This is a genomic window from Vibrio sp. 1069 (assembly GCF_033340555.1).
Genome location: NZ_JAWOWP010000002.1, coordinates 64,020 through 85,601, shown reverse-complemented (window position 1 = coordinate 85,601; position 21,582 = coordinate 64,020). Strand labels below are relative to the sequence as shown.

Sequence of the window (21,582 nt, the reverse complement as noted above, 5' to 3'; positions counted from 1 at the left end):
TTAAGTGCGTTCCATTGAGCACTATTTGATCAAACCTAACTTTGATACTGGTAACCGCTTTTACACCTATGCATCAACTTTGTATTCAGTTTACGTAAACGTCAATTTAAAATCAGAATAGTGCCTGAAAGATTAAGTTGCAATCGAGTTCATCGAGAAAGATTTGAACTAACGCAAACTTTAAGTAAATAAATTGTTAATAAAAATTATTCTCAAACGCTTACATATTTGGATAGTTCGGACCACCACCACCTTCTGGCGGAGTCCAGGTAATATTTTGACTTGGATCTTTGATGTCGCAGGTCTTACAGTGGATACAGTTGGCCGCATTTATTTGCAGCTCTGGCTGCTGCTCCCCCTGTACGATTTCATACACGCCAGCCGGACAATAGCGCTGTGCTGGCTCTGCATATAATTCAAGGTTCTGCTCAATAGGGATCCGCTGGTTCGCCAAACGTAAGTGGCATGGTTGATCTTCCTCATGGAAGATATTGGATAGATAAACAGAAGAGAGGCGATCGAAACTTAACACGCCATCAGGCTTCGGATAGACAATTTCATTGCTATTTTCCGCCAATAACAGAGACTGATGATCAGGCTTATCACAGCGGATATGCCACTTAGCTTTACCTTTTAACACGTTATGTTCTAGCAGCGCTATGCCACCGCCCAGCCACGATCCAAAGCGGTGAATGCCACTTGAGAAGTTACGTGCTTGATAAAGCTCTTCATACAGCCAAGACTGTTTGAAGTGTTTTTGATAGTCAGCGGTAATCACCTGATTATCAAGGGCTTCAACGACAGCTTCGGCGGCAAGCATGCCAGATTTCATTGCGGTGTGCGTGCCTTTGATTTTGGCTCCATTTAGTGTTCCAGCATCGCATCCAATTAATAAACCACCAGCAAATTGCTGAGTGGGAAGCGAATGAAAGCCACCCTTAGTGATCGCCCTTGCACCATAACTAATTCGTTTACCATTTTTGAGGTATTGCTCAATCATCGGGTGATGTTTAAAACGCTGAAATTCATCGAATGGACTCAAGTACGGATTCTTATAGTTCAAGTCAACAATCAACCCGACGGCAACTTGGTTTCCCTCTAAATGGTAGAGGTAGCTGCCACCTGTGGCTTCGTTTGATAACGGCCAGCCTAATCCGTGCACTACTAAACCTTGCTGATGCTGCTCTGATGGGATTTCCCACAGCTCTTTAAAACCGATAGCGTAATGTTGAGGAGTTTTCTCTTCAGCAAGATTAAATCGGTTAATCAACTGCTTACCAATATGCCCCCGTGCGCCTTCAGCAAATAAAGTAAACTTCGCTCGCAGTTCAATACCAGGTTCGAAATTTCCTTTTTGTTCACCATTTTTATCTAATCCCATATCGCCCGTGATCACGCCACAAACACGACTATCTTCATCGATGATCGCTTGACTGGCGGTAAAACCTGGGTAGACCTCCACCCCCAAGTTCTCAGCCTGCAACGCCATCCATCGGCATAGACTGCCCAGACTTATGATGTAATTACCTTTGTTATGTAACGTATTAGGCACCGCCCAAGAAGGCAGTTCATGACCATTGATGTCATTGCCTAGATAGTAGGTTTTATCTTGGTTTACTTTGGTATTGAGCGGAGCGCCTTTCTCTTCCCAGTCGGGAAAAAGCTCATCCAAACTCCGCGTTTCAAACACCGCACCCGATAAAATATGCGCTCCAACTTCAGAACCTTTTTCTACCACGCAAACAGAGAGGTCTTGTTTTTTTTCTGCTGCTAATTGTTTGATTCGGCATGCCGCAGACAAACCTGCGGGACCAGCGCCTACAATCAGAACATCAAATTCCATGCAGTCTCTTTCCATGATTGCATTCCTTTTTCTTTGCATGTTGCCAACTTGTTAATCAACAATATATTTAAAGTTGACGCAAACGTAAAGGTAAATTAACATCATTTTAAAGACGTCATCACATCGTCTTCACTGTAAACACATAGTCTTCACTGTAAAAGGAATCTAACGTGAAAATACTAGTGCCAATCAAAAGGGTCATTGATCCCTACGTTAAAGTTCGCGTGAAAGCGGACCATAGCGATGTTGAAACCAATAACGTCAAGATGACGATTAATCCATTTTGCGAAATAGCCGTTGAAGAAGCCGTACGACTAAAGGAGCAAGGTATTGCAGATGAAGTCATCGTTGTCAGTGCTGGCGGTAGCCAGTGTCAGGAGCAACTACGTACCGCGCTTGCATTAGGCGCCGATCGCGCTATTCATGTCGATACTGAAGACAAAATAGAGCCATTAGTTGTTGCTAAGCTGCTCAAAGCTCTAGTTGAGCAAGAACAAGCACAGCTTGTGATTACGGGTAAACAATCCATTGATACGGACAACAACCAAGTGGCTCAGATGCTGGCCGCCCTACTTGACTGGCCTCAAGCAACTTTCGCTTCCGACGTGAAGATTGAAGATCAAAAAGTTCAGGTCGTGAGAGAAGTGGACGGCGGCTTGATGACGGTCGCGATGAACTTACCTGCGGTGATCAGTACTGACTTACGCCTGAATGAACCGCGTTTTGCCTCTTTGCCTAATATCATGAAAGCTAAGCGCAAGCCGTTAGATACCATCACACCTGACAGTCTGGGTGTTGAAGTGGTATTTAGCCAAACCATTCAAGAAATCACACCGCCAGCGCAAAGAAAAGGTGGCATCAAGGTTGAATCTGTCTCAGAGCTTCTCGATAAGCTGCGTAACGAAGCGAAGGTGATTTCATGAAGAACTTAATCATAGCAGAGCATGACAATAACCAATTGCATGCGGACACACTCAAAGTGGTTAATGCAGCAAAACAAGTCAGCCAAGACAATGTTTTGATCGTAGTGGGCCACCAGTGTGAAGAAGTCGCTCAGCAAGCTTGTCGCGTTGATGGTATATCAAACGTAATTTGTGTCGATGATGAGCAACTTAAGCATCAATTTGCCGAGAGTATCGCACCTATTGTAGTGAGTATTGCTGAAGGTTTTGACGCAATCTGGGCTAGCTCATCATCAAAAGGGAAAGACCTTGCACCTCGAGTAGCAGCGAAGTTCGGCGTTGGGCAAATTTCCGATATTGTCCAAGTTATCGATGAAAACACTTTTATCCGCCCTATTTACGCAGGAAACGCATTTGCCAAAGTGACCACCAGCGACAAGGTTCGCGTCATCACCGTGCGCGCGTCTGCGTTTGAGCCGGTTACTTGTCACAACCAAGCTGATATTAAGCATCAGCAGGTCACTATCTCAGCTCCAATGGTTGAATTGGTTTCTGTCGATAAAACCGTGTCAGAACGTCCTGAATTAAGCGCGGCAGAGGTGGTTGTGTCAGGTGGACGCGGGGTCGGTAGCAAAGAGAACTTCGCGTTGATCGAACAAGTAGCCGATAAACTAGGTGCTGCCATTGGCGCTTCTCGCGCGGCGGTTGATGCCGGGTTTGTTGCCAACGACTTACAAGTGGGTCAAACCGGTAAAATCGTTGCACCTAAGCTTTATATAGCGGTTGGGATTTCCGGTGCCATCCAGCATCTTGCAGGAATGAAGGAATCCAAAGTGATTGTCGCGATCAACAAAGATCCAGAATCTCCTATCTTTGAAGTTGCCGACTATGGATTGGTTGGTGATTTATTTGAGGTACTACCTCAGCTTGCCGAACAACTTTAAACGATCAGATAAGGGGCGAACACTGCTATGTTCGCCCCTTTATTTTGTTTTTGGTCATATTCAAAAGAATTGAAATTAGAGGGACCTATGCCAAATTCTGCACCTATTTGGTCACCATCTGCTGAGCGCGTCAGCAATAGCAACTTATTACGGTTCATCGAAAAGGTTAATAAAGACAAAGCCGAAGGTACCGTAATCAACAATTACACGTCTCTACACCAGTGGTCCATTGAGCACAATGATGAATTTTGGCGACATACTTGGCAGTTTTGCAACGTAATCGGAGATATAGGTTCGCAAGTCAAGAGCCTTGGCAGTCCCAAATGGACACCAACAGGTTCTAATCATCATCATGTAAATAGAGACACAGTATGGTTTGCTGACGCCACGCTGAACTACGCAGAGAACCTCCTATCTCAGGCTGAACAATCACCAGAGCGTGAGTTTATTGTTTTTAGCAATGAAAGCGGTGAACACCGACAACTCACCGGTAAACAGTTGCTTGAACAAGTTTCTGCCATTCAACAATGGCTACTCAATTGTGGTGTCGGTAAAGGCGATGTCGTTGCGGGTTATTTGCCCTACCTTCCTGAAACCGTTATTGCCATGCTGGCCACCACCAGTCTTGGTGCCATTTGGACTTCAACCTCTCCTGATTTTGGTATCGATAGCGTCGTAGAGCGTTTTGGTCAGGTCAAACCGAAAGTTCTTTTTTGCTGTGATGGCTACCAGTTCGGAGGCAAAGCTTTCGATATGACGAACAAGAACACCACTCTTAGTAGTAAGTTAAGCAGTGCCTCCGAAGAGACTACTATTAGCGTATGCCAAATCGAATATTTACAAAACGCTGAGAGTGCTAGCACTTCTGAGTTTGTTTCTTGGTCCGATATTACTCACCACTTTTCTCCACAATCAATTCAATATCAACCAACGCTGTTTAATGACCCGTTATTCATTTTGTATTCTTCTGGTACAACAGGTCAACCTAAGTGTATTGTCCATTCCGCAGGCGGTACCTTGCTCAATCACCTCAAAGAACATCAACTGCATTGCGACATCAAATCGCAAGACAAGGTTTTCTACTACACAACATGTGGTTGGATGATGTGGAACTGGCATGTTTCCGCTCTTGCGAGTGGTGCAGCCTTAGTGATTTACGACGGTAGTCCGGTTTACCCTGATCACTCCGTCTTATGGCAATTAGCAGAAGAACATAGCGTGTCGCTGTTTGGTACTTCAGCGAAATACTTAGAAGCACTGGAACAGGCAAACTGCTCTCCAAAACTAGAACATAACCTGAAGTCACTCAAAACTCTTTGCTCAACTGGTTCGGTGCTTTACCCAGAACAATTTAGTTATGTCTATCAGCACATCAAGCAGGACTTGCATCTCGCTTCTATCGCTGGCGGCACGGATATTTGCGGATGCTTTGTACTGGGAAACCCTATCTCACCAGTTTACAAAGGTGAATGCCAAGGCGCAGGGCTGGGAATCGACGTGCGTGTTTTGGACGACGAGGGAAAAACCATTACACAGCAACGCGGCGAACTAACTTGCAATAACTCACTACCTAACTTCCCTATTGGCTTCTGGCACGACAACGGCGAACGCTATCACAACGCTTATTGGAGCAAGTTTACCGATATCTGGCACCATGGCGACGATGTGATGCAAACCGAACATGGCGGCTTCATTTTTTATGGCCGTAGTGACGCAACCTTAAATCCAGGCGGCGTACGCATCGGTACCGCTGAAATCTATCAGCAAGTGAACGCGTTACCCGAGGTTGAAGACTCCATCGCTGTCGGCAAGTTAAACCAGCAGTCTGAAGAAATCTGGTTACTAGTAAAACTCGCTCACAACGTCGAGTTAACCCAACAACTCACCGATTCAATTCGCCAAACATTGAAAACAAAATGTTCACCGCGCCATGTCCCACGACAAATTTTTGCCATCAGTGATATTCCTAAAACGCGCTCAGGCAAATTGGTTGAGCTAGCAGTGAAACAATTGGTAAACGGACAAGCTGTAAAAAACATTGGTGCTATTGCTAACCCAGAAGTGCTGGAAGAAATTAAAACGCTTTTCAACATAGAAAGTGGCGCCACTGTCAATTAGAGACTCAACAAGTCTTCCAACAATACAGACGGGTATAACCTAACTGTATTTTTAGCTCGCTCGATAACTCCTCCCCACTTTCGTGGAAACTGCGCGAAATATGCTTCATGTACACAAAAAAGGTGAGATAATTATATCTCACCTTTGAGCCATATGAGCTGGAGCATTAGTTGGGGGTTAAGCTTTTATCAGTTGGCTCATATCTTCGCGAACTTGTGGCACCGTTAAACCAACGATGATTTGAAGGCTCTCTTTATTTCTAACAATATTCACCGCTCCGTGCTGTGTGAAAAATGCGTTCTCCTTTACAAGAGAGACATCTTTAACTTTAACACGCAGACGCGTCGCGCAATTAGTTAACAAGTCAATGTTTTCTTTTCCACCCAAACCTTCAATAAAGGCACTAGCTTGTGACGGACTTGCGCTACTGTTATGGACCGCTTTCGCTTCTTTGTAGTCAGCTTTGGAATACAACTTACTATCTGCACCTTCACGTCCCGGAGTAAGTATGTTGTATTTTAAAATAAGCGCGCGAAACGTAACAAAGTAAACACCAGTAAACATGAGACCAATAATAATCTGAATCACGTATGTTCCTGCATGGTTACCAGCCAAAGGCAACCAGTTTTGGAAAATGAAGTCTATCAAGCCAGTCTGAAAGTTACCGGAAACACCAAACATAAAGGCGATCGTTGCCATTGTCGCAGATAACAACGCATGCAAAGCAAACAGCGCAGGTGCGATAAATAAGAATGTAAACTCTATTGGTTCGGTGATCCCTGTAAGAATTGCTGTGATTGCGGCTCCGAGCACTAACCCCATCACCATCTTTTTATTTTCTTTTTTCGCAACTGAATAGAGTGCTAGTGCGATACCCGTACAACCAAACACTTTACCCATTCCCGTCAACATCAAACCTCCCTGAGGAAATTGTGTCGTTAAACTTTCCGAGCTCTGGGCGAATGTCTGTATATTTTGAATCCAATAGGCAACCGTTCCGCCATCGACTGCAACTGGCCCATAAAAAACGGGACCATATACGAAATGATGTAACCCCGTTGGTATCATGATTCGCTCTAAAAACGTAAATAGCCATACCCCTAACGATCCAGCAGAAACCAAAAATGATTGCAGATTATTAATACCATGCTGAATACTTGGCCAAGTCAAACAAGTTAGAATTGCCATCACGACCATAATTGGGAAGCTAATGATCACAACCAATGGCGTTCCGCCAAATACAGCCGCCCAATCCGGTAGCTTTTTATCAAAGAATCGGTTGTGAACCCAAACAGAGAGACTTGCAATTAAAATGGCACCTAGCAAGTTGGTATCAAGCGTTAGAATGCCACCAACTTCAGTCAAACCTCGCTCACCTTCCGTATAGTTAACGCCCAGTTCTGGTCCCCAAAATTGAAGGATTCCACCAATAACGTAGTTAAACGTAATGTAGGAAACGAGTGTTGCAAGTACAGCGCGACCAGATGCTTTTTTAGCTAAAGCGATAGGTAACCCAACGGCAAAAATAAGTGCCATATTTTTAAATACAGCGAGAGATGCCTGTAAAATGATCGTCGAGACTTTAACCCAAGCACTCCCCTCTAGTGCCCAAGGAAACACTTCTTGATTTAACAGCACAACAGAGAAACCCAATAACATGCCCGCTGCTGGAAATAATAGAACGGGAACAAACATCGCGGCCCCGAACCTTTGAATAATGTCTTTCATATAAACCTCTTGTTTCATTCACGGAGCCTACAAGTAGGCCCCGAACGTCCAGTTGTTATTGAAAAAATTGAGGAAGGTAGGCTTTATTTTCTTCTAGTAATTGTTTTGTTATTTCTTTAGCTTTTGGCACATTAACCACGGTACGGTTAAGTGTGAGTGCATTAATCAGCTTTTGCTGACTTCCTTCGTACCAAGCATCCACGACTAATTTCTCGTAACCAAGTTGGCTCTCAATCATGGCTTTTTGGAAGGTTGGGATTTTTCCTACAGTAAAAGCTTTCGGTCCATCACTAGTTAGCGCAGCTGGAACTTCTACCATGGCGTCATTTTGTAAATTTGTAATAGCACCATTATTCGGTACGATGACGAGATACACATCGCTCAAGTTGTAGGCAAGCGAAGCCGCGACTCTCACCATGTATCGACCATGGATATCGGCATGCAGTGTTTCGTGCTTCGTGGTGCCCGCTTCAATTATTCTTGCGTTCAATTCGAACACTCGTTTCTCACGGCCGTTAATTACCTGCCTTGCGCGAGTATTATTGATATCCTCTTTCGCCACCATTTTTTCAGGGTACAAATAGTATTGAAGATACGTATTCGGCAAAAACTCTGGATTATCAGCAAGCATTGTTCTCATGTTTTTGAATGTGGCTTGCCACGATGGGTCATCCGCTATTTCCGCATCAACCGCACTGATCCCTTCTTTTAGGATGATATTTTTAATTTTATCCGTTAAGTCTTCACCCTGTTTGTTACGAATTTTGGTAAACCAGCCATAGTGATTAAGCCCAAAATATTCAGGAACAAAGTCCCAAATTTCACACCCTAACAATTGCGCATAGCTGACCATAATCGCTGCTGGCATATCACAAATATTTAGAATTCGCTTATCATGCGGAAATTCACGATTTAAAGCTTCAGCGACAATTGCCGCTGGGTTGGTGTAATTAAGAATCCACGCATCTGGACACGTTTGTCGGATCTCGTTCACTAGCTGGATCATATCGCCGATAGAGCGAAGTCCATATGCCATTCCTCCCGCGCCACATGTCTCTTGCCCAACACAAGAGTTGGATAGCGGGATTTGTTCATCGCGCTCGCGCATGGCCAACCCACCAGTGCGGATCTGTATAAAGAAAAAGTCCGAATCTGCGAATGCGACAGATTTATCCGTTGTATAAACAAACTCTTCAACTTCTGGATAGTGTTCTCGCAATAGAATTTCAGTAGCTAATGCATTCGACTCTTGGCGTTTCTCATCTATGTCGTAAAACACGACTTTTGCGAGTGGAAAGTTATCTTTTTCGGCAATAAGGCTGTTCATCATACCAAGTGTGTATGTACTGCCAGCACCAACAATCGTTAATTTTTGACGTTTCATTTCGCTACCTCAAATGTTCACCCTGAAATGTATAAAATAAGTATCAATACTTTTATGATACATTTAAAGTGTAAGCACAAAGATACGAGATAAAAATCACACAAAGATCCTAAGGAAAAGTATTAACTACATCTCAGATCACATTCTTGCTATCATGATCCAAGACTTAGCGAGGTATTATGAAACCCAAATACATAGACATTGCGGAACGATTAGAAAAAAAGATCAAAGATGGGGAACTACAACCTAAATCGATGCTTCCAAAAGAGAGTGATTTGCAAGAAGAGTTTTCCGTAAGCCGCGTAACCATCAGAAAAAGCTTACAAATTCTGGTCGACAATAATTTAATTAGTCGGACAAGAGGTAGTGGAACTTATGTAAACGATCTAAAAGCCCAACATGATGCCTTACATTTGCTGGGTTTTATCGAGGAAGTCAGTAAACAGGGGAAAACGCCTAGCTCTCAAGTCATAAAGTTCGAACTTAAAAAACCGAATGAACAGGTTGCTAAGCAGTTAAATCTCTCGCCCAATGATGATACATATGAAATACATAGACTCAGATGTATTAATGATGAGCCTGAAATTTACGAAGTCACTCATATGCCAGCAGTGTTATTTCCAGACTTGAGCATAGCCATAATGAATGGTTCTAAATATGAGTACATTGAAAATAGCAAAGGATTGAAAATTGCAAAAAGCAGTCAGTCTGTCAAACCGTATTTGTTAGATGCAGAGACGGCCTCATACCTGAATGAATCAGAAGCTTCCCCTATTCTAAAAGTTGAGTCCACTGGTTACCTAGAAGATGGTCGTGCATTTGAATATACCGTCAATTACTTCCGACTTCATCAATACAGCTTCGAGTTTATTTCAACTAGGACGTAGTACTATTCGACGCTAATGGTTAATCATTGCGCCAAATCTTATATCCGACCTCTCGCATTGCTCTGCCGAGCAGGTGGGAGGCGACTGGCGCAGTGAGAACGATAAACAACATCGTACCGATAACCCGAGAGATCACGGTAACTTCAGGGAGTGAGAAAGCGACCGCTAATAACAAGCAGCTCACTCCGACAGTTCCAGCTTTGGTCGCTGCATGCATTCGGGTATACAAATCAGGAAGCCTCAGGACACCTAGACTTGCAACCAAGGTCAACAATGTTCCTAAGCATAAAAATAGTCCAATCAACACGTCCATTATTCTTTCTCCTTTCTTTTAACGATCAAACGTGCAAATGCGATCGTGCCGAGAAATGCGACCAAACCTAATGTAATGGCGATGTCTAACAGAGCGTCCTCACCGCTGTCTAAGGTATAAACCGTAATAAATCCGATAGTGATAAATGAAATCAGATCTAACGCCACAACTCGATCAGCTAGCGTTGGTCCTAGAATTAAACGAGCAAAAGCCATAACAAAGCTGAGTAGTAGCCCAGAATAGGCAAAAGTGACCGTTATTTGCAGCCAACTATCCACGCGTCACCTCCAAAATTCGATGCTCTAACCCATCTTTAATTCCGCGAATAACCTCTTCATGTTCAGGTGCAAACATGGCATGAACGATAAGATACTTTTTATCAGCCGTAACATCCAAACTAAGCGTGCCCGGTGTTAAAGAAACCATGTTCGCCAGTAATGTGATTTCTAGATCAGAATCGACCTCCAGAGGGACATAAACGATATCAGGCTGACTCAAATGAGTAGGTGTCACGACGTCCCACACCACTTTCGCAACCGATATAACCATTTCATAAGCGAAGTACATCAATAACTTCAATGCAGATGCAAAACGTTGAAAATAGCTCGTTTTCAATCCAAATGGTTGACTCAACCTTAAAGCAAAAAAACCGACCGTAAATCCGACAACAAAATTCAGACTCGAATAGCTGCCATTAAGCATCATCCACGCTAACGCTAAGAAAAAATTGAGGAATAGATAGATCATGTATTTCCTCCTAACACCACTCTGATGTATTCAGTCGGATTTAACAGTTGTTCTGCAGCTTGAACGGAAAATTGATAAAAAGGCTCCGCCACTAAGCCAATGATTAGCGTCAACGTTGTCAATACAATAATTGGAACGCAGTACAACCAATGTACTTTGGCCTGCAGAGTCTGTTCTGGCTTCTCTCTAAATGGCTTTTTCCAAAATGCCTCACTCCAAATTTTCGTCATCGAGTAGACAGTAAGCAACCCCACCAATAACGCGGTACCTGCTAACCAGTAATACTCAGCCTGTATGCTCGACTTGATGACCAATAGCTTTCCCCAGAAACCCGATAGCGGTGGAAAACCGGCCAGAGAAAACGCAGGGACAAGAAACAAGAACGCCAACCAAGGCATAGCTTTGTATACCCCACCCAAATGTTCAAGTTGACTAGAGCCATATTTGCGCTCGATGAATCCACCTATTAAGAACAAATTCGCTTTTACAATGATGTGATGAACAATGTAGAAAATGGCACCGGCTAAAGCTAAGGGAGTGTAAATAGCCAACCCCATGATCATATAGCCTATTTGGCTAATAATATGAAAAGAAAGAATTTTCTTAATGTCGAATTGGCTAGCCGCTCCTAAAACGCCCGTTAACATGGTTAGCCCTGCGACCCAAATTAACGTCGGTTGCCAGCCACTCTCGGCGAGCGGAAATACTAAGGTGAAGACTCTTATCAACGCGTATACACCGACTTTAGTAAGCAACGCGGCAAACAGTGCCACCACACCACTTGGCAACGTGTGATAAGAAGCGGGCAACCAAGCAAATAAAGGAAAGAGTGCCGCTTTAATAGAGAAGGCAAACAAAAACAGCGCGGACAGCATCATGTTGATGCTCAATTCATTTTCCCCTACTTTGGTGTAGAGATCGGCCAGGTTCAAGGTGCCCGTTGCGCCATACAACAAGCCGATAGCAAGCAAAAATACCAGCGTCGAAATCAGGTTCAACATCACGTACTTTACTGCACCATCAACTTGAGTTTTCGTTGCATCTAACACCATTAAACCAAATGATGAAATGAGCATGACCTCAAACCAAACGTACAGATTAAAAATATCTCCAGTCAGGAAAGCGCCATAAACGCCAGCAAGCAACATGTGCATTAACGCATGGTAATTGCTATAGGAGGGCTTTCGGTGAAGGTCCGCCATCGCGTAGAAAACACATATCGCACCAATCACCGCCGTTATCATCACCATAGCAACGCTGAGGTAATCTGCGACAAACACGATACCAAATGGCGCACTCCACTGACCAAAAGCAACGGCTTGAATACCATTACTTATGATGTTTTCTGTGAGAAAGCCCGCAACGAAAAGGTTCGAAATCGCACTTACACCGCTCAACCACTCAACACTTTTTGTTGAGCGACGGACGAAGAAGATAGTCAACGCCGTACTCAGCGAGAGAACAACCGGTAACGTAAGCAAAATCGAACTCATTGACCCTCCTCAGAACGTTGCATTTCATCGACGTTTGCAGTTCCAGTGTCTTTATAAGCTCGATAGAACAGCATTAAAGCAAAAATAAGTAGTCCAAAACCGATGACTATCGCAGTTAAGATAAGCGCTTGAGGTAAAGGATTTGCCGCGCTATCTAGTGGTAAAAGAGCATTATCGCCAATCAATGGCGGCTCTCCGGGCGTCAGCCTTCCAGCGGTAAAAATAGCAAGGTTAACCGCACTACTGAGTAACATGATGCCGAACAAAAGGCGCAAGATATGCTTTTCAAGCATTAAATAAACACCTGCTGCGACAAATACTCCAACGACAACACTCCAAACTACTTCCATCACTCTAGCTCCTCATTAATACGAAGCAGCATACCCATCACGCCACCTATAACGGCAAGGTAAACACCAACATCAAAAACCAATGGCGTCCCTAGTGGTATCACGTCTTTCCACCACAGTCCGGTCAAAAACGGTTTATCAAACGCAAAGCTCAAAGCACCAGAAACTAAGCTCAATGCGATGCCAGATAACGCAATGAGAAACGGTTTGAAATACAACCTAGAACGAACGTATTTCGGTGATTCCGCGAACATGAGAAGTGATAAACCAATAACGGCAATCAACGCACCAATAAAGCCACCACCCGGTTCGTTATGACCACGTAACAACAGATACACTGAAAATACGAGCATGAGTGCCGAAACGATGTGTGCCGTGGTTGCAAAAATTAATGATTGGATACGATTTTGTTTTTTCGCTCTTGTCTTAAGCAAACTCACTGCCGCAATCCCAGCAATAACAACGACGACAACTTCTCCCAATGTATCAAATGCGCGAAAGTCGACCAGAATAACGTTAACAATGTTTCGCCCATGTCCACCCGGGACACTGTTTTCTGCAAAGAAATCTGACACCGAAGAGTCCATCGGCTGAGACGTGATTCCTAACAAAAGTAAAGTAACCGAAACACCTATCACACCTGCTATGCAAATATTCGCTACTTTACGTCTTATTGAATGCTTGGGCACGGTGGTTAGACGTGGCATATGACGCATTAACAATGCAAGAAAGACCACCATTAATGTTTCCACTAACAGTAAAGTCTTCGCAACGTCCGGGGCGCTATAAATCATAAAAACAAGCGTGGTCATGAAGCCAATCATACCAAGCGCAGAAATCGCAAGAAGTCTTGCGTGGGACAACGTACATACGAGCGCAGCACCAATCAACAATAAGGCAATACCAATCTCATAGAAAGTGACACTTGAAAGTTCGCCAACCAAAGGCAGAGGAATAAGCGCTACCTGACTCAGTAACGCAACGGCAAGTACCGTGAAAAATAATAGGACATAGCGACTCAATTTCTTTTGCTGTAACCGCGCCGTTTGCCACTTCGCCACTGTCATCATGCCATCTAATAGTCGTTCAAAAATATTCTCCGCTTTGGGGACGAATAGATGGAACCGCTGAAAAAATGCAGACACAGCTGGATAAACACGGTACACCACATACCCCAACGCTAACGTAATAACGCTTAACACTAACGGTACATTCACGCCATGCCATAGTGATGTCTCTTTAAGAGCTGCTGTGGGCAGAATGTCAGCAGAGCCCGGAAAAATAATATTGCGATCTAACCAATTTAAACCGAATAACGGGACCAGGAGACTGCCAAGTGCCAGGAGCAAAGGCGAGATCCACATGGCTTTTTTTGTCTCAACTGGCTTAGTTTCAATCGGCACGAGATCACGGCGAGCAAAGAATGGTCTCGCAATAAGCATAATGGTTAGCGCGACCATCAGTATATTCACGATTAATAGTACAAAGGCGATCCAATTATTGAGCTCTACTGCGGACTTATACATGTATTCTTTGCTCAAAAAGCCTAACAACGGCGGGAACCCCGCTTTAGACAATGCAGCCAAACTCCCCGCAACCATGCTGATGACGAGAGCTGACTTCAGACCGTACAATTGATCAATATCTCGTGTTCCTGTCGCTTTGTCGATATTACCCACCACCATAAACAGCGCAGCTTTATAGAAAGAGTGAGCGAGAATAAACATCAATACCGCACTAACGGCCAAATCTGTGCCCATACCTAGTAATAATGTTAATTTACCCAAAGCAACATTCGTGCTGTAGGCTAGCATCAGCTTCAAGTCAGCTTGTTTTAATGCGACAAATGTGCACCAAATGGCCGTGATACTCCCAGTGATGACTAAAGCATAAAACCAGATCTCGCTGTGGGCATAAACTGGCGATAAACGTGCTAATAGGTAAATGCCTGCCTTTACCATTGTTGCCGAGTGTAAATACGCACTGACCGGAGTGGGAGCTGCCATCGCGTTAGGTAGCCAAAAATGAAACGGGAATTGCGCAGATTTAGTAAATGCACCGAGTAGTATGAGCACTAGAGATGGGATAAACCATTCATGCTGCGCAATAGTTCCTGCCTGCTCGATAATGGTATTTAGCTCATAACTCCCTGCCATTGCTCCCAGCAAGATAAGACCCGCTAGCAACGCTAGTCCACCAGCACCGGTAACAATCAGCGACTGCAAGGCGTTTTTCCGAGACGTTTTATTTTCGTGATTAAACCCGATCAGTAAGTAAGAAGTGATGGTGGTGAGTTCCCAGAAAACAAATAACAACAGAATGTTATCGCTCATCACAATCCCTAGCATGGCAAGCATGAATAGGGTTAGATACAAATGAAAGGAAAACCGGCTATCACTTTCTCGTAAATAAGCCAAAGCGTAGATTTGAATCAGTGCGCCAATCCCACTGATCAGTCCCGCAAAAAGAAATGAAAGACCATCTAATCTAAAGCTAAGGTTGATATCGAGGCTTGGTATCCATTCCGCATTCCAGCTCACGCCTGCAGGAGTATAGATATAGAAGAGAAAAGAGAAGATTAAAACTGGCAGCGCAGGGAAAATCAGTAAGACCAACTGATTATCTAGGTTTTTCGGCAGGTTTTCTTTACCCGTTATGTTATTCAACATCGCAGCCCATTCGTTATTATAAGAAGGTATGCGCTAATCGGCGCAAATGACAAACTCCACTGTATTGTTTTAGCCCAAGCGCTTCAAAAACGATCATGAAACCAAGGGAAAAGTAGCAAACAGTAATCACTGAGTGCTACTTAGAGGAACGCCGATACAAACCGCTATTTGCTGTCTGCTACGGCATAAGAACGTAGGTCACTACTTACATATTCTTGGCTGAATGTATATGGATTATCGTCATCAGCTAACTCGAATGCATCGTAGGTGCAGTCACCGATATCATTTCTCGGACAAACATAAACATTCGAACGTTCTATCATTTCTGTGTGGCATTTCGGGCATAGGTTTTTCATGTCACTCTCCTCTGATAACTTATTGATACATTGATAATTCCATGTTCTAGAGATCCATCTCCCTCCTTTACCTAAAACATCACTTAAACCCAACTTTGTTACACCCCAATTACTGAATCGGTGAGACAAAACCATCGGGCTTAAGAGCGACCAAACTACAGTTAATCGATTGCAAAATATTTTCAGCCGTATTACCAATGACATAACCAGATATACCAGTCCTCGCTAAGGTACCCATGACCAACACGTCTACCTCAATACTTTCTACGTAATCTGGAATCTTTTCGTCGGGTTTTCCATGCAGGTGGTGAATCACAATTTCACCTGTAATCCCAGACTCCTCCAACAGCTGTTGCAGAGCTTGTTTATGATCGGCTTTTGCCTTATCGAGTTCATGTTTCAACTCAGCATCATCGACTTGAATCCAAGCGTTACCATTAAGGTAGTTTTCTAAGTAATACTCCCAGCAAGAAATCACGTGTAAACGACTATCGCAGGTGTCGGCTATCGAACGCGATAATTCGAGTAAACGCACGGCTAATGAGTGCTGTTCATCGCTTGCCGTTAATGGGTCGATAGCCACAGCAACACGGCGTTTATCTCTTGGCTTATCAATTGGTCGGTGCAACCAAAGCGGACAAGGGCATTTTCGTAACAGAGTCATATCAATAGCTTTGAAACCCTCAGCACCTTCACCGAGCGGTTCAGCTTCTTTGATGATGAGATCTTTGTTATCAGCTAATGCTTCTTGAATAATACAGACAGCGGGCTTTTCACTGCTTTTCACAGTAAGAGGAAATGCGAGATCCTCTTCAGAGAGTCCCAGCTTCTGTCTGTATTCGTGAATACTTTGTTTGAGGGAGTCTTGCAGCGATTGCTCATAACTTTGCTGATACTGGATCATGTCTGTTGGGAAATCAGGACACGCTATTAGCCCTGAGACAGGCACTTTGTTGCTAGATGCAATCCTCATCGCTTGTTCGAGGGCGTCACTATGGCCTGGCAATCCTTGTGTTGCAAAAAGTATGTTTGCGAATCGTTTCATACACACCTCCTTGTTTGGTTAAATGTTAACCACCCACAAAGTATAATACCTAACGGATAATTGTAACGGCTTGTGACGTTGATGAAATCAATTCTCATTAAGAGACGGATATTGCTTCATTTTGTTTTACGTCACACTCTCCTTTCTTCACAACTATCGCCTTCGACCTAAATAAATTCCGCTACCTAAAGTTGAGACCAAATAAAAACCCAAATTACTCAAAGTTTTTTCTCACCTTGAGTAACTTGGGTATAAGCAATAACACACTTAGTGTCCGGATTTAAATGGATGACCTAAATTTTCACGCAACTTAGTTTAAAGATGCCATCTCAATCACGAATCGATATGCAAAGTTTTACGGCTTTAGTGACCTAAAATCGCCGTAACTCAATGTTAAGGTTGTTGTTTTGTCGGTGCCAAAGCAATTTCACGAACACATACACCTTGCGGTTGCTGATAAGCAAACAGCACTGCGCGTGCGATGTCATCTGCGGCCAACACACCGCCCATATCCACCTTCCAGGCGTCATAACCATCTTTAATATCTTGAGACGTTGTATGTGAAAGTAATTCCGTTTCCACTGCACCAGGTGCAATCGTCGTAACGCGAACATTCGATGACGCAACTTCTTCACGTACGTTTTCAGAAATAGCATGAACCGCAAATTTGGTACCGCAATAAGCAGCATGATCAGGGAATGTTTTCTTGCCCGCGATAGAGCTGATGTTAATGATCGTACCACTGTTACGTGCTTTCATAGGTGCTAGGACGGACTGCATGCCATTGAGCAAACCAATTACGTTCACATCAAACATGCGCTTCCACTCCGATGCTTCCTGAGTATCTATCTGACCTAGAAGCATAACGCCTGCGTTATTTACAAGTGCATCTACCGGACCATACAACGCTTCTGCTTTCTCAATTGCCGCTTCAAAAGAAGCTTTATCGGTCACATCTACCTTTTCACAAAGCGTATTTGGTAAGTTTAATGCTTCTAAACGTTCTACACGTCTTGCTAACAAAAGAAGAGCATGGCCCTGTTCGCTGAAATGACGTGCAATCGCTTCACCAATGCCTGAACTAGCGCCTGTAATAACAATTAACTTTTTCATTTTGAATCCTTAATAGAACGGTTTACCTCAATGGCGATAAGTTTAAGAAAACTTTGTTTGTTGATATATACCGACCTAGTTGAAACACTGTTGTTATACTGCAACAATACTTTTTTGAATTATGAAGAAGTCATCATGCAAACACACATCAACCTTGCGGATATTCGCTCCTTCGTCCTAATCGCTCAACTAGGAAACTTCACGAAAGCAGCAGAGCAACTTGGCGTTTCTCGCTCACACGTTTCACGTCAAATAACAAATCTGGAGCAACAGATTGGTGTCACTTTGCTACAAAGGACCACTCGAACACTGAACCTCACCGAAGCAGGCAAGGCTCTGTATAAACAGTGTGAAACTGCCCTTCACAATATTGATCAAGCTGTTATGGCAGTGGTTGATGATGTAGAAGACTTAAGAGGTGACATTCGTATCAACTGTGTGGGGGGCTATTTAGGAGAAGACGTTGTCGCAGATATCGTTGCTCAGTTTCTAATCCAACACCCACAAGTGAGCATTAACTTAGATTTTAGTAGCCATCGTGTCGATTTAATCGCGGATGAATTCGATATCGCTTTTCGAATGGGAAAGTTAGACGACTCCAACTTTATCGCTCGCAAACTGATCGATGTGGAAATGGGGACATACGCAAGCCCAAACTATTTAGAAACATATGGCTATCCTTCACATCCAAAGGACTTAGAAAAACACGTTTGTTTGACAGGTAGTGTGACACGGTGGGCATTTGAGAACACGAATACAAAGCAGTCAACGGAACACCAGATACGTGGACAGTTACGATGTAAGAGTGGCAGAGTAATGATAAAAGCAGCCTTGGCGGGAAATGGCATCATCCGTGTGCCAACACTTTATTGCCAACAAGAACTCCAGACAGGCAAGCTAAAAGAAGTGTTTACCGACTGGAGCATTCCGAGTGTGGAATTTTCACTCCTTTATCATCACGACCGACATCAACCAAAACGCATCCGAGCCTTTGTTGATTTTACCACGCAATACTTTCGCAAACTGCAGAGTAAAGACAAGTAACCTGCATGTTGGTACCTGTCTATGTATGTTTTATAGGCTGAGCCTGCGAACCTGGGGTTTGTTCTAGAAAGAGTGTGAGCATTTTGACGCTTAAGGCTTGGTTTTCATAAACGTCAGAGGTGTTTGTCCAGTTTGCTTTTTGAAAAATGCAATAAAAGCACTGTCTGACGAAAACTCCAGCCAATCGGCAGCTGCGCTGACTGGCATGCCCGTTGATAACAATTCAACTGCCTTTAAAAGCCTCCACTGTTGCCGCCAATCTTGATAATTCATTCCCGTTTCCGACTTAAATAATCGTGTTACCGTCTTGGTGCTTGCCCCAACTTTGCTTGCAAGAGCAGTAAGCGAAGGAGCTAGAAATGAAGGTTCAACCAACTCTCGACGAAACGTTGTTAAGCGCCGATGCGATGGCAAAGGCAACTGAAACGAATAACGTTTCGCAGCATAAAACTCCTCCCAAAAAAGCGCCGTCGTATTTACCATCTCGCTGCTAGGCTTATCCCACTCCCAAAATGACATTTTATCAATAAGAGCTTGGAGTAAATTATTCACTTCTATCATCGTGATCTTACTCGGACAGGCAAACTCCTCACAATCAAAATACAAAGATCGGTACGCCACCACATTCGTCATTAGTGCGCGATGCGGCGTATTAGGTGGGATCCAAACCGCCTTTGTCGGTGGCAAAATACAAATCGAGTCTTCCAGAGCAAAACTCATACAACCTTGAGGTGCGTACAATAACTGCCCTTTCTTGTGCATATGCATACCTGAGTCGTGCTTGCCAATATCCGCAGCAATTCCCACTACACAAGTAGAAATTTTGTCTGCATCAAATTGTGTTTTTTCGTTAATAAGCGCCATTTTGTCCGAATGTTGATGTATTTGGTTTTTATGTTGTTATTAGATCAATCATAGCCTCATTTATACTGCCCGCCAACTTCATTAACGATGGGTAACAATATGAATACTAAGCCCTCTTTATGGCTCATGCTGGTTATGTTGATGTTTCCGCAAATTGTAGAAACTATTTATAGCCCAGCGCTGAGCTCAATCGCTCTTTCATTTGATGTAAACCACGCACAAGCAGCCCAAACATTGTCGATTTACTTCCTAGCTTTTGCCATTGGCGTTGTAGTTTGGGGAGTTCTCGCAGATAAACTGGGAAGAAGGCCCACCATGCTTATTGGGCTCTTTATCTATGGTTGCGCATCTTTACTCGCAACTCAAACCGAAAGCTTTGCTGTTGTCATGACCGCGCGAGCCCTAAGCGCATTTGGTATCGCGGTAGGATCCGTTGTCACACAGACCATGCTTCGTGACGCGTTTGACGGTCAAGAACTGAGTAAAGTCTTTAGCTTAATGGGGATGGGTATATCAATCAGCCCGGTAGTTGGCATGCTATTAGGCGGGCAGCTTACAGCGCTTGGTGGATACCGTTATGTGTTTTTTGCCTTGTTTTTAATCGCGTTAGTATTGCTCGCTTATAACGTTATTAAGCTTCCTGAAACACAGAAGGAACAGACACCAGTACGGTTGCATCAACTTAGCTGGAAAATGGTAAGAGACGCGCGAATTTGGCGCTCAGGATTACTGGTTGCTTTGTATAACATTGCTCTATTTTCTTATTACCAGCTTGGCGCATTTACTTTCTCGGTACTTGGGTATAACTCCGAACAATTTGGATACAGTGGCATGGTACTGGGGTTAGGCACTCTGCTTGGGAGTTGTTTAAACAAATCCCTAGTGTCTAAAAATGTTCGAAAAAGCCAACTACTTTGGCTCTCAGCAGTATTGCTTAGTTTGGGATCAGTCGGTGTGTTGATTCTGAGCCAATCAATCTGGTTTGTTGCTCCAATGGTGTTAGTCGTCATGTCTTATGGGATTGCGATACCCAATATACTCAGTGACGCACTCGTTGATTATAAACAACAGGTAGGTAGCGCAGGCGCTTTATTTGGGCTCATGTACTACATCATGATCGGGACGGGATTAGCGATGGCTGGAACAGCACAAAACTTAGGTGTCGTTCTATTAGCATGTAGCTGTTTAGCGATTTTATTAGCGTTTTCTAAAAGGCAAGTTCATACCAACTTGTGACCAGATACTACGCATTGCTTGCCTAATCTTCCGAAGATTGGTCTACATCTTTTCTAACGGTTAACTAAAACGTAAATAAAAAGCGCCTGTCGGCGCTTTAATTATCCATAGATCTTATTGCCATGTTGGCTCGCCAAACTCTTCACAACGTTGCTTGTCGTAATTTTCAATGCGCCCGCGTTTACCTACAAACTGAACCTGAACAACCATTCCAGCTTCAACATATTCACTGAAATAATCGCAAGAAACACGAAAACTAGTATCGCGTATAACAATTGGTACCCATTCATAGCCGCCGCTGCGTGGTAAGTAAGACTTGAAGGTAATGACCCCGTCATCTGAAACGTTGATTTCTTCATCATATTCATTCAACTTATAAAAACGTTGTCCATCAAACTCTGTCTTTGCTTTTTCAATTATTTCCTTCGTTGCTGTCGATTGCATCGGCGTATTTGAGACCAGTTGACACCCAACAACAGATGTCAATACGGACAAAGCCAAAGCGAGTTTAGTTATTTTATTCATTTACCTAACCACTGTTGAATT

General features: G+C 43.6%; 20 protein-coding genes. 6 read left to right on the top strand and 14 right to left on the bottom strand.

Going from position 1 to position 21,582, the window contains the following annotated elements:
• Positions 1 to 220 precede the first annotated feature (220 nt).
• Positions 221 to 1,858 carry an electron transfer flavoprotein-ubiquinone oxidoreductase gene (locus tag R7040_RS03500; protein WP_213904435.1) on the bottom strand — a complete coding sequence of 546 codons (1,638 nt, stop codon included), beginning with the start codon at positions 1,856 to 1,858 and terminating at the stop codon, positions 221 to 223.
• 155 nt (positions 1,859 to 2,013) lie between these two features.
• Between R7040_RS03500 and R7040_RS03495 the strand changes: the two genes are divergently transcribed.
• The 3 genes from R7040_RS03495 to R7040_RS03485 all read left to right on the top strand — a co-directional run bounded on the left by R7040_RS03495 (position 2,014) and on the right by R7040_RS03485 (position 5,807).
• Entirely contained in the window at positions 2,014 to 2,766 is a 753-nt protein-coding gene (locus tag R7040_RS03495) for an electron transfer flavoprotein subunit beta/FixA family protein (RefSeq protein WP_042523555.1), read from the top strand.
• Entirely contained in the window at positions 2,763 to 3,689 is a 927-nt protein-coding gene (locus R7040_RS03490; RefSeq protein ID WP_017820355.1) for an electron transfer flavoprotein subunit alpha/FixB family protein, read from the top strand. The genes R7040_RS03495 and R7040_RS03490 overlap by 4 nt, the downstream gene beginning before the upstream one ends.
• Positions 3,690 to 3,776: 87 nt before the next feature.
• Positions 3,777 to 5,807: an acetoacetate--CoA ligase gene (locus tag R7040_RS03485; protein ID WP_213911890.1), complete on the top strand. Its 2,031-nt coding sequence runs from the start codon at positions 3,777 to 3,779 to the stop codon at positions 5,805 to 5,807.
• 177 nt (positions 5,808 to 5,984) lie between these two features.
• Here R7040_RS03485 and R7040_RS03480 read toward each other — a convergent pair whose 3' ends face one another.
• Positions 5,985 to 7,535 (bottom strand): alpha-glucoside-specific PTS transporter subunit IIBC, encoded by a 1,551-nt coding sequence (locus R7040_RS03480; RefSeq protein ID WP_213911889.1) that lies wholly within the window; start codon positions 7,533 to 7,535, stop codon positions 5,985 to 5,987.
• 55 nt (positions 7,536 to 7,590) lie between these two features.
• Positions 7,591 to 8,919: a 6-phospho-alpha-glucosidase gene (locus tag R7040_RS03475; RefSeq protein ID WP_005373308.1), complete on the bottom strand. Its 1,329-nt coding sequence runs from the start codon at positions 8,917 to 8,919 to the stop codon at positions 7,591 to 7,593.
• Positions 8,920 to 9,098: 179 nt separating this feature from the next.
• Between R7040_RS03475 and R7040_RS03470 the strand changes: the two genes are divergently transcribed.
• Complete coding sequence (locus tag R7040_RS03470) at positions 9,099 to 9,806, top strand: GntR family transcriptional regulator (protein ID WP_005373312.1); 708 nt, start codon at positions 9,099 to 9,101, stop codon at positions 9,804 to 9,806.
• A gap of 19 nt (positions 9,807 to 9,825) precedes the next feature.
• On the opposite strand, the gene mnhG is transcribed toward R7040_RS03470, so the two are convergent.
• From mnhG to R7040_RS03425, 9 genes are all read right to left on the bottom strand, one after another.
• Positions 9,826 to 10,119 (bottom strand): monovalent cation/H(+) antiporter subunit G, encoded by a 294-nt coding sequence (gene mnhG, locus R7040_RS03465; RefSeq protein ID WP_005373314.1) that lies wholly within the window; start codon positions 10,117 to 10,119, stop codon positions 9,826 to 9,828.
• Positions 10,119 to 10,397: a cation:proton antiporter gene (locus R7040_RS03460; RefSeq protein WP_005373317.1), complete on the bottom strand. Its 279-nt coding sequence runs from the start codon at positions 10,395 to 10,397 to the stop codon at positions 10,119 to 10,121. The genes mnhG and R7040_RS03460 overlap by 1 nt, the downstream gene beginning before the upstream one ends.
• Positions 10,390 to 10,866 carry a Na+/H+ antiporter subunit E gene (locus tag R7040_RS03455; RefSeq protein ID WP_104976188.1) on the bottom strand — a complete coding sequence of 159 codons (477 nt, stop codon included), beginning with the start codon at positions 10,864 to 10,866 and terminating at the stop codon, positions 10,390 to 10,392. The genes R7040_RS03460 and R7040_RS03455 overlap by 8 nt, the downstream gene beginning before the upstream one ends.
• Positions 10,863 to 12,359 (bottom strand): Na+/H+ antiporter subunit D, encoded by a 1,497-nt coding sequence (locus R7040_RS03450; RefSeq protein ID WP_005373322.1) that lies wholly within the window; start codon positions 12,357 to 12,359, stop codon positions 10,863 to 10,865. Before R7040_RS03450 ends, R7040_RS03455 begins: the two co-directional genes overlap by 4 nt.
• Positions 12,356 to 12,709, bottom strand: coding sequence for a Na+/H+ antiporter subunit C (locus tag R7040_RS03445; protein ID WP_213968864.1), 354 nt, complete (start codon positions 12,707 to 12,709; stop codon positions 12,356 to 12,358). Before R7040_RS03445 ends, R7040_RS03450 begins: the two co-directional genes overlap by 4 nt.
• Positions 12,709 to 15,378, bottom strand: a complete 2,670-nt coding sequence (gene mbhE / locus R7040_RS03440; protein WP_318081060.1) for a hydrogen gas-evolving membrane-bound hydrogenase subunit E — start codon at positions 15,376 to 15,378, stop codon at positions 12,709 to 12,711. The genes R7040_RS03445 and mbhE overlap by 1 nt, the downstream gene beginning before the upstream one ends.
• Before the next feature lie 164 nt (positions 15,379 to 15,542).
• Positions 15,543 to 15,734 carry a hypothetical protein gene (locus R7040_RS03435; protein ID WP_082245536.1) on the bottom strand — a complete coding sequence of 64 codons (192 nt, stop codon included), beginning with the start codon at positions 15,732 to 15,734 and terminating at the stop codon, positions 15,543 to 15,545.
• 109 nt (positions 15,735 to 15,843) lie between these two features.
• The gene (locus tag R7040_RS03430; protein ID WP_005373330.1) at positions 15,844 to 16,779 is read right to left on the bottom strand and encodes a universal stress protein; all 936 of its coding nucleotides are present in this window, start codon (positions 16,777 to 16,779) and stop codon (positions 15,844 to 15,846) included.
• 393 nt (positions 16,780 to 17,172) lie between these two features.
• The gene (locus R7040_RS03425; protein ID WP_005373333.1) at positions 17,173 to 17,892 is read right to left on the bottom strand and encodes an SDR family oxidoreductase; all 720 of its coding nucleotides are present in this window, start codon (positions 17,890 to 17,892) and stop codon (positions 17,173 to 17,175) included.
• A 135-nt stretch (positions 17,893 to 18,027) separates the two neighbouring features.
• Here R7040_RS03425 and R7040_RS03420 point away from each other — a divergent pair, with 135 nt between their 5' ends.
• Positions 18,028 to 18,936, top strand: a complete 909-nt coding sequence (locus R7040_RS03420) for a LysR family transcriptional regulator (protein ID WP_158155879.1) — start codon at positions 18,028 to 18,030, stop codon at positions 18,934 to 18,936.
• Positions 18,937 to 19,026: 90 nt separating this feature from the next.
• Here the strand turns inward: R7040_RS03420 and R7040_RS03415 are convergent, their stop codons facing one another.
• Positions 19,027 to 19,800 carry an AraC family transcriptional regulator gene (locus tag R7040_RS03415; protein ID WP_132937156.1) on the bottom strand — a complete coding sequence of 258 codons (774 nt, stop codon included), beginning with the start codon at positions 19,798 to 19,800 and terminating at the stop codon, positions 19,027 to 19,029.
• A gap of 99 nt (positions 19,801 to 19,899) precedes the next feature.
• Between R7040_RS03415 and R7040_RS03410 the strand changes: the two genes are divergently transcribed.
• The gene (locus R7040_RS03410; RefSeq protein ID WP_005373339.1) at positions 19,900 to 21,036 is read left to right on the top strand and encodes a multidrug effflux MFS transporter; all 1,137 of its coding nucleotides are present in this window, start codon (positions 19,900 to 19,902) and stop codon (positions 21,034 to 21,036) included.
• Positions 21,037 to 21,150: 114 nt separating this feature from the next.
• Here the strand turns inward: R7040_RS03410 and R7040_RS03405 are convergent, their stop codons facing one another.
• The gene (locus R7040_RS03405) at positions 21,151 to 21,561 is read right to left on the bottom strand and encodes a hypothetical protein (RefSeq protein WP_005373341.1); all 411 of its coding nucleotides are present in this window, start codon (positions 21,559 to 21,561) and stop codon (positions 21,151 to 21,153) included.
• Positions 21,562 to 21,582: the final 21 nt, after the last annotated feature.